Genomic DNA, 8,721 nt, shown 5'->3' with positions numbered 1-8,721 from the left:
TGCGGCGCGGCGACGACCACCTCGGCGCCGCGGCGCAGCGCCCGGTCGACGGCATCGATCAGGCGGGGATCACCCGCGTCGTCGCCGGAGACCAGGACTACGTCCAGCGGCCCCACCCACGGCGGGAGGGCTGCGGCGGGCACGACGGGCAGGCCCGCGCGGTCCCCGAGCGCGGCCACGAGCAGTCCCGCGGCACGCGCGGCACGTCCGGAACCGGAGACCAGCACCACGCTGCGTGGCCGCAGATCGGCCAATCGGGCGAGCGCGTGCTCACCCACGGCGGCCGCGGTAGCGCGCACCTGGGCGCCGCCCGAGGCGGCCGAGCGAAGGGCGCCGCCTGCGTCGGCGGCCTCGAGTGAAGCGGCATCGTCGAGGTCGAGCACCGGTGTTCCAGCGATCATCGGGCGTCCCACCTCCCCTCATCGCGCTGTATCTTTTCCGCCCCCGCGCCCACCCGGTCCAGCTGCCACACCGAGACCGAGCCGGGCGAATCCAAGGCCTGTGATTCCACTATTCCAGTCAGGAGCGCACGATGCTCAGGATCTCGGTCACGAGTGCGTCTACTTCCTCCGCCGATCGGGCCTCGACATTCAGCCGGAGCAACGGCTCGGTGTTCGACGCGCGCAGGTTGAACCAGGCGTTGTCGGCCAGCTGCACGGTCACCCCGTCCAGCCGGTCCACCGAGTGCGCCCGGTCCGCGAAGGCGTCCACCACGGCCGACGTCCGCGCCGCGGCGTCGGCCACGGTGGAGTTGATCTCGCCGGATGCGGCGTAGGTCGCGTAGGACGCCATCAGTTCCGACACCGGCCGGTCCTTTTCGCCGAGCGCGGCCAGCACGTGCAGCGCGGCGAGCATCCCGGAGTCGGCGCCCCAGAAGTCGCGGAAGTAGTAGTGCGCGGAGTGCTCGCCGCCGAACACCGCTCCGGTGGCGGCCATCTCCTGCTTGATGAACGAGTGGCCGACCCGGGTGCGCACCGGCGTCCCGCCCAGCTCGTGCACCAGCTCGGGCACCGCGCGGGAGGTGATCAAATTGTGGATGATCACCGCGCCGGGCTCCTTGCCCAGCTCGCGCTCGGCGACCAGGGCGGTGATCGCCGAGGGCGACACCGGCTCGCCCTTCTCGTCGACCACGAAGCAGCGATCGGCATCGCCGTCGAAGGCCAAGCCGATGTCCGCGCCGGATTCGCGGACCAGCTTCTGCAGGTCCACCAGGTTCGCCGGGTCGAGCGGGTTGGCCTCGTGGTTCGGGAAGTTGCCGTCCAGCTCGAAGTACAACGGCACGATCTTCACCTGGGGCAGCGCGCCCAGCACCGCGGGCACCGTGTGCCCGCCCATGCCGTTGCCCGCGTCCACCGCGATGGTGAGGGGCCGGATGCCGCCGAGTTCGACCAGGCCGCGCAGGAACTGCGCGTATTCGGCCAGCAGGTCCACCTCGGTCGCGGCGCCGCGCTCGCCCGCGTACGCGGGCACGCCCTCGATCAGCTCGTTCTTGATGGTGGCCAGACCGGTGTCCTGGCCGACCGGAAGGGCTTTGGCGCGGCACAGCTTGATGCCGTTGTACCGGGCCGGGTTGTGACTGGCGGTGAACATCGCGCCCGGGCAGTCCAGGCGGCCGGAAGCGAAGTACAGCTGATCGGTGGAGGCGAGGCCGATGTGCACCACGTCCAGGCCCTGGCCGAGCGCGCCGTCGGCGAAGGCGGCCGACAGCTCGGGTGAGGAGTCGCGCATGTCGTGTCCGATGACGATCCGGTGCGCGCCCTCGGCGCGCATCAGCCGGGCGAAGGACGCGCCGACGTCCCTGACGAATTCCGCGTCGATCTGTTCACCGACCACACCGCGAACGTCGTAGGCCTTGATCACCGCGTTCACGAATTCGGCAGAGCGGGCGACTGTCATGCCCAACACCCTAGTGGTTGCGCCGTACCGGTCCGACACCGTCCTCGTCGATCAGGACGGCGGGTCGGGCAGGACGCGCAGATGGCCGCGGCGACCCGTTCGCGTGGTACGCGGCGGCGGGGGAGAGTAGTCGTGGTAGCCGCGCTGCTCGCGCTCCGGCGGGCGACGGCGCAGCCCGGCCTCCCGCACCGCCTCGGCGAGCGCGGTCAGATCGTCGTCGTCCGGTGTGCTGGAGGAGAATCCGCCTTCGTGGCGAACCAGTTCCCAGCCTTTCGGAGCGGTGATGCGTGAGCCGTGCGTTTCGCAGAGATCCCAGGAGTGCGGTTCGGCGACCGTCGCGAGTGGTCCGACCACTGCCGTCGAGTCCGAGTACACATAGGTGAGCGTCGCGACGGCCGGATTCTTGCAGCCTGGACGGCAGCAACGACGCATGGGAATCACGCCGATGAGAGTAACCCCCCTGGCGCGTCGATGGGGACAGACACGCTCGAGGAATCTCGGCCCGCATGCCGCGAAACGAGGGCAGCACAGCGTTCCGCAGTGCGCGCGACGCGCACCGCGGCGATGTGGACGACGTCCCCGGACGCGCGGGCATCGGTGTCCCGGACACGCGCGCGAGTGGTCGGTCGCGGAGTGGAAGTGCGGGAGTACCCAGCGACCGGCCGGCCTACACGTGCCCGTGCCTGCGCTTGCCCCGCAACGGCATTCGAGGACTGCCGCCGGGCGGATGGGTGCGACTCACTCGGCTTCCGGATCGATCACGTCCGGGTCGACACCCAGGTAGGTCGCGACCTGCTGGACCAGCACTTCGCGCAGCAGATCCACCAGATCGTCGGGGTCGCTGGCGCGTAGTTCGAGCGGCTTGCGGAACAGCACCACCCGCGCCCTGGTCGCCGCGCCGTGCCGGTCGACGCCCGCCGGGATGAGCCGGGAGAGCGGGACCGGGCCGTCGGCGACCACCTCGTCCGGCCAGGTGACCGAATCGGGGTGCAGCGGACGAATTTTCGGAACGTCGTCGACCGCGATGTCGAGTTTGGTGAGCCGGTCGTGCCAGCGGGAGTCCAAGGGGGCGAACGCCTCCAGCACCAGCCGGTCGAACTTCTGGCCGCGGGTCCGCCAAGCGGGAACGGTGGGTGGCAGCATCGGCCCGCGTACTCCGCGGCCACGGCGGATCACCGACCGCGCGGTGGGCGGTCGACGCTTACGGGAACGTGCCATGAGACAAAATCTAGGCCAGCGGGCCGCGGCCGTCCGCACCGAGGCGGTGGGAGAACTTCGGTCGTGTCGCGCGCGCCCGGAGCGCCCTGGTGTGCGGGCGGCTCCGGACGCCGCGTACGTCTGTCAGCCGATGCCGCGCTTGAGGCGGCGGCGCTCCCGCTCGGAGAGGCCGCCCCAGATGCCGAAGCGCTCATCGTGCGCGAGCGCGTACTCCAGGCACTCGTCGCGTACCTCGCAGCCCATGCAGATCCGTTTGGCCTCACGGGTGGAGCCGCCCTTCTCGGGGAAGAACGCCTCCGGATCGGTCTGCGCGCACAGGGCGCGCTCCTGCCACTGCTCCTCGATGGATTCGAACATCTCGTCGAAGCCGGTCACGACCAGGCTGAGCCGGGGCGTCGTGACTCCGTCACCCCCCTCTTGGTCCTTCCAGCCGCCGTTGTCTGCGCAGACGCCACGTGCTGCGCCTGCTGTGGAATCGGTCGGCGAGACCATCTCGTTGGCCATCGCTCCGCCTCCTCACTGTGTGTTAGCGCAGAATGATTCTTTCCGTCGGACCAACACATGCACCGACGGCCATACCCCGCGACGTTGTCCCGCGGACGTCCCCGAGCTTGTCACACCGATGCGAACAGGTGTTCGAAATACCGTTCGCGCGTTGATCTCTCGCGCGAACCCGGAATGACATGACTGTGATTAGACACGCCGGACGCGTCGATGGTCAAGCCGCCGTCGCTATTCCGTTACTATCCGCAGCCGCATTCCGAGACGATCCTGTGATCTGCAATAGCAAATAAACAGCAAATTTGCCGCGAACGGGAGTCGCCACGCCAGCGCATAGGCTGTGCGGATGTGACTGGACAACAAGCGGACGCCACACCCGCGAACGGACCCCGGGTCGCCGTGCTGGTCGGCGGCGTCGGTGGCGCGCGTTTCCTTCAGGGCGTCCGGGAGCTGCTGCCCGAGGCGGACGTCTCCGCGATCGTCAACGTCGGCGACGACGTCTGGATGCACGGCCTTCGGATCTGCCCCGACCTCGACACCTGCATGTATACCCTCGGTGGAGGCATCGATACCGAGCGCGGCTGGGGTCGCGTCGGCGAAACCTGGCACGCCAAGGAGGAGCTCGCGAAGTATCGGGCCCAGCCGGACTGGTTCGGCTTGGGGGACCGCGATATCGCCACGCATCTGATCCGTACCGAAATGTTGCGCGCCGGATACCGGCTATCGACGGTGACCGAGGCGCTGTGCAACAGGTGGCAGCCCGGTGTGAAACTGATCCCGGCAACCGACGATCGCTGCGAAACGCATGTCGTGGTGACCGATCCGGACAACCCTGGCGAACGGCGCGCGATCCATTTTCAAGAGTGGTGGGTTCGCTACCGCGCGAACGTCGACACCCATGGATTCGCCACAATTGGCGCCGATGAAGCCAAACCTGCCCCAAATGTGATCGATATCATAGAATCCGCCGACGTGGTTCTCCTCGCTCCGTCGAACCCCGTCGTGAGCATCGGCGCCATCCTCGCCGTGCCCGGCATTCGCGGCGCGCTGCGCACCACCCCGGCCAAGGTGATCGGCGTGTCCGGTGTGATCGACGGGAAGCCGTTGCGCGGTATGGCCGACGAATGCCTGTCGGTGATCGGCGTGGAAACCACGGCCGAGGCGATCGGCCGGCACTACGGCGCCCGCTCGGCCACCGGAATCCTGGACGGCTGGCTGATCCACAGCACCGACACCGCCGAGGTGCCGGGAGTGGAGGTACGCAGCGTGCCCTTGTTGATGACCGACCCGCCCACCACCGCCGAAATGGTGCGTCAGGCGCTGGATCTCGCTGGAGTCGCCCTGTGAGCGCATCGATCGACCACGCGGCCACAGAGCTGCGCATCCTGCCCGTCACCGGGCTGCCCGAGTTCCGCCCCGGCGACGACCTCGCCGAGCAGATCGCCCGCTGCGCGCCCTGGCTCGCCGACGGTGACGTGCTGGTGGTCACCAGCAAGATCGTCGCCAAGGTCGAGGGCCGCATCGTGGAAGCGCCGTTGGACCGCGAGGAGCGCGATGCCGTGCGGCGCGGGCTCGTCGACCAGGAGGCGGTGCGGGTGCTCGCGCGCCGGGGGCGCACGCTGATCACCGAGAACAAGCTGGGGATCGTGCAGGCGGCCTCCGGTGTCGACGGCTCGAACGTCGAACAGGGCGAACTCGTGCTGCTGCCCACCGATCCCGACGCCAGCGCCAAGGCACTGCGCGCAGCGCTCGCCGAGCGACTGGGCGTGACAGTCGCGGTGGTCGTCACCGACACGATGGGCCGCGCCTGGCGCAACGGCCAGACCGACGCCGCCATCGGCGCCGCGGGCCTGCGGGTGCTGCACGACTACGCGGGTGCGGTCGACGGCCAGGGCAACGAGCTGTTCGTCACCCAAGTGGCCGTGGCCGACGAACTGGCCGCGGCAGCGGACTTGGTCAAGGGCAAGCTCGGCGGTGTCCCGGTGGCCGTGGTGCGCGGGCTGCCGATCGTCGATGACGGCTCCGCCGCCACCGATCTGCTCCGCGGCGGCACCGACGATCTGTTCTGGCTGGGCACCGCGGAGGCGATCGAACGCGGTCGCAGGGAGGCGATCCTGCTGCGTCGCTCGATCCGGCAGTTCTCCGACGCGCCCGTCGATCCGGAGCGGATCCGTTCGGCGGTGTCGATCGCGCTGACCGCGCCCGCTCCGCACCACACACGGCCTGTGCGGTTCGTGTGGCTGCGTACGCCGGAGCTGCGCACGCGACTGCTCGAGGCGATGGCGCGGAAGTGGCGCGCGGATCTGACCGCGGACGGCCTGTCGCCGGAGCGGATCGAGCGCCGGGTCGCGCGGGGGCGCATCCTGTTCGACGCACCCGAGGTGATCATTCCGTTCTGCGTGCCGGACGGCGCGCACGACTACCCGGACGAGCGCAGGCGGGCCGACGAGCGCACCATGTTCACGGTCGCGGTGGGCGCCGCGGTGCAGGGGCTGCTGGTCGCCTTGGCCACCGAGGGAATCGGCAGCTGCTGGATCGGGTCGACGATCTTCGCGCCGGAGGTCACCCGTGAGGTTCTCGGCCTGGCCGAGGACTGGAGTCCGCTGGGCGCCGTCGCCATCGGCCATCCACTCGAGGAGCTGAGCCCGCGCCAGGCGCCCGGTGCGGGTTCCGGGCTGGTCGAGCTGTGATCGGACGGATCGCCCTCGGCGCCACGGCGGGTCACCGGTGAGCGCGGAATCGTTGCACGCCTCGGCGACCGAGCTGCTCGCGACCTGGGGTCCCGCGACCGATCCGGAGCGCTCGCTGCGCGAGGCGATGCTGGCCTTCCTCGGCTCCGCACCGCGTGGCTGCCTGCGTGAGCACGCGCCGGGGCACATCACCGCCTCCGCGGTCGTGTTCTCCCACGACGGTCGTGAGGTGTTGCTCACCCTGCATCCGCGGGTCGGGCGCTGGATCCAGCTCGGCGGCCACTGTGAGGAGCGGGACGAGACGATCGCGGGCGCCGCGCTGCGCGAAGCGACCGAGGAGTCCGGCATCGCGGACCTGCGCCTGCATCCGGGCCTCTACGGCGCGCAGGCGCACCCCATCACCTGTTCGCTCGGTACGCCCACCAGGCACTTGGACCTCCTGTTCCGCATCACCGCCCCCGCGGGCGCGATCCCGGTGCGCAGCCACGAATCCACCGATCTGCGCTGGTGGCCGGTAGACGCCCTACCCGCCGACGCCGACGTCCTGCTGCGGTGAACTAGCCGCGTCAGTTCCACCCGAGCCCCGGCCGGATGCAGATCCGGCCGGGGCTTCCGGCATTCAAGGGAGTTTACAAATTATCTGATTTGTCTAGACATGCGACAAATGTGCCTCTATCGTCCATAAGAGAGGTAATGCGCGTCACAGCTGACGCGCCGTTCGGAATGGAGACGACGATGTCGACGTACGCCGACATGTCCGCGCAGCCGGTCGAGGTGCCGGCCTGGCGGGACCGCAAGCGTTATATGTGGCTGTGGGGGTTGTTCGCCCCGACCGGCCTGTTCACCATCGGCCTGCCGCTGATCTGGGCATTGAACGAACTCGGCTGGCATCGCCTCGCGCAGGTGCCGTTCTGGCTCGGGCCGATTCTGATCTACGTGCTGATCCCGATCGCGGACGTCTTCTTCGGCCCGGACGGCGACAATCCGCCCGACGAGGTGATGGAGTACCTGGAGAACGACAAGTACTACCGCTATCTCACCTACCTGTACCTGCCGTTCCAGTACGCCGCGCTGGTGATGGCGGCCTATCTGATCACCGCCGACCATGTGAGCTGGCTCGGCATCGACGGTGGGCTGCACGTGGTGGACAAGATCGGCCTGGCGATCACCGTGGGCATGATCGGCGGCATCGGCATCAACACCGCGCACGAACTCGGCCACAAGAAGGTCGACCTGGAGCGCTGGCTGTCGCGCATCGCGCTGGCCCAGTCCTGCTACGGGCACTTCTACATCGAGCACAATCGCGGCCACCACGTGCGCGTCGCGACGCCCGAGGATCCGGCGAGTTCCCGGGTGGGCGAGACGTTCTGGGCCTTCTGGCCGCGCACCGTGTGGGGCAGCCTGAAATCGTCCTGGAATCTGGAGAAGGCCCGGCTGGAGCGGCTCGGCAAGAAGCCGTGGAGCCTGCGCAACGAAGTGCTCAGCGCCTGGCTGATGTCGGCGGCGCTGTTCGCGGTCCTGGTCGCGGTGTTCGGCGTCGAGCTGCTGCCGTACCTGATCCTGCAGGCGGTGGTGGGCTTCAGCCTGCTGGAGGCGGTCAACTACCTGGAGCACTACGGCCTGGTGCGGCAGCGCACGGCGAGCGGCCGGTACGAGCGGCCCGCCCCGGTGCACAGCTGGAACAGCGACCACATCGTCACCAACATCTTCCTGTACCACCTGCAGCGGCACAGCGACCATCACGCCTACCCCACCCGGCGCTACCAGACGTTGCGCAGCTGGGACGGTGCGCCGAACCTGCCGAGCGGCTACGCCAGCATGATCCTGCTCGCCTACTTCCCGCCGCTGTGGCGTCGTGTCATGGACAAGCGGGTGCTCGCGCACTACGACGGCGACATCACCCGCGCCAACATAGATCCGGGCAAGCGGGACAAGGTGCTGGCGCGTTACGGCGCCGCTCAGGCGGGAAAGGCCACGGCATGAGCGTCCGAGGCCGGAGGTGGCGGCGAATGACCACCGCGGAGGGCTCCGTCTGTGTCCGAAAGGAGACGGCGTGAGCGCGTATCGCTGCCCGGTCTGCGACTACGTCTTCGACGAAGCGAAAGGCGCTCCGCATGAGGGCTTTCCGCCGGGCACCCGGTGGGAGGCGGTGCCGGACGACTGGTGCTGTCCGGATTGCGGCGTGCGGGAGAAGATCGACTTCGAGCCGATGGAGACAACGAGATGACCGAGTACAAGCTGTATCAGTGCATCCAGTGTGGCTTCGAGTACGACGAAGCCGAGGGCTGGCCGGAGGACGGCATCGCCCCGGGGACCCGCTGGGACGACATCCCCGACGACTGGACCTGTCCGGACTGCGGCGCCGCCAAGGCGGATTTCTTCATGGTCGAAATCGAACGGTCGTGAGATTTTGACT

General features: G+C 69.0%; 10 protein-coding genes and 1 pseudogene. 6 read left to right on the top strand and 5 right to left on the bottom strand.

The features are described 5' to 3' along the window. The 5 genes and pseudogenes from NA8_RS27800 to NA8_RS27780 form a co-directional block, all read right to left on the bottom strand. A pseudogene (locus NA8_RS27800) lies at nucleotides 1-401 on the bottom strand (tobH protein); the annotation flags it as partial. Between the two features lie 118 nt (nucleotides 402-519). Beyond that, nucleotides 520-1,896, bottom strand: coding sequence for a phosphomannomutase/phosphoglucomutase (locus tag NA8_RS27795; protein ID WP_063053293.1), 1,377 nt, complete (start codon nucleotides 1,894-1,896; stop codon nucleotides 520-522). Nucleotides 1,897-1,947: 51 nt separating this feature from the next. Continuing rightward, the gene (locus NA8_RS27790; RefSeq protein ID WP_040869368.1) at nucleotides 1,948-2,328 is read right to left on the bottom strand and encodes a DUF3499 domain-containing protein; all 381 of its coding nucleotides are present in this window, start codon (nucleotides 2,326-2,328) and stop codon (nucleotides 1,948-1,950) included. A 306-nt stretch (nucleotides 2,329-2,634) separates the two neighbouring features. Next, the gene (locus tag NA8_RS27785) at nucleotides 2,635-3,114 is read right to left on the bottom strand and encodes a metallopeptidase family protein (protein ID WP_168434228.1); all 480 of its coding nucleotides are present in this window, start codon (nucleotides 3,112-3,114) and stop codon (nucleotides 2,635-2,637) included. A 123-nt stretch (nucleotides 3,115-3,237) separates the two neighbouring features. Then, complete coding sequence (locus tag NA8_RS27780) at nucleotides 3,238-3,471, bottom strand: WhiB family transcriptional regulator (protein ID WP_029901515.1); 234 nt, start codon at nucleotides 3,469-3,471, stop codon at nucleotides 3,238-3,240. A gap of 492 nt (nucleotides 3,472-3,963) precedes the next feature. On the opposite strand from NA8_RS27780, the gene cofD reads away from it, so the two are divergent. The 6 genes from cofD (at nucleotide 3,964) to NA8_RS27750 (ending at nucleotide 8,711) form a co-directional block, all read left to right on the top strand. Beyond that, the gene (gene cofD, locus NA8_RS27775) at nucleotides 3,964-4,962 is read left to right on the top strand and encodes a 2-phospho-L-lactate transferase (protein WP_063053292.1); all 999 of its coding nucleotides are present in this window, start codon (nucleotides 3,964-3,966) and stop codon (nucleotides 4,960-4,962) included. Next, a complete protein-coding gene (locus tag NA8_RS27770; RefSeq protein WP_063053291.1) occupies nucleotides 4,959-6,305 on the top strand; it encodes a coenzyme F420-0:L-glutamate ligase in 1,347 nt (448 codons plus the stop codon). Before cofD ends, NA8_RS27770 begins: the two co-directional genes overlap by 4 nt. A 37-nt stretch (nucleotides 6,306-6,342) precedes the next feature. After that, nucleotides 6,343-6,861, top strand: coding sequence for an NUDIX hydrolase (locus tag NA8_RS27765; protein WP_063053290.1), 519 nt, complete (start codon nucleotides 6,343-6,345; stop codon nucleotides 6,859-6,861). A gap of 179 nt (nucleotides 6,862-7,040) precedes the next feature. Further along, nucleotides 7,041-8,288 carry an alkane 1-monooxygenase gene (locus tag NA8_RS27760; RefSeq protein WP_063053300.1) on the top strand — a complete coding sequence of 416 codons (1,248 nt, stop codon included), beginning with the start codon at nucleotides 7,041-7,043 and terminating at the stop codon, nucleotides 8,286-8,288. A gap of 70 nt (nucleotides 8,289-8,358) precedes the next feature. Beyond that, nucleotides 8,359-8,532: a rubredoxin gene (locus NA8_RS27755; RefSeq protein WP_063053289.1), complete on the top strand. Its 174-nt coding sequence runs from the start codon at nucleotides 8,359-8,361 to the stop codon at nucleotides 8,530-8,532. After that, on the top strand, nucleotides 8,529-8,711 hold the full coding sequence (locus NA8_RS27750) for a rubredoxin (RefSeq protein ID WP_040869242.1): 183 nt from the start codon (nucleotides 8,529-8,531) through the stop codon (nucleotides 8,709-8,711). Before NA8_RS27755 ends, NA8_RS27750 begins: the two co-directional genes overlap by 4 nt. The last annotated feature ends 10 nt before the right edge of the window (nucleotides 8,712-8,721 follow it).

It is taken from the genome of Nocardia arthritidis NBRC 100137 (genome assembly GCF_001612765.1).
GTDB classification, from domain to species: domain Bacteria; phylum Actinomycetota; class Actinomycetes; order Mycobacteriales; family Mycobacteriaceae; genus Nocardia; species Nocardia arthritidis.
This window is presented reverse-complemented; position numbering and strand designations above follow the sequence as displayed.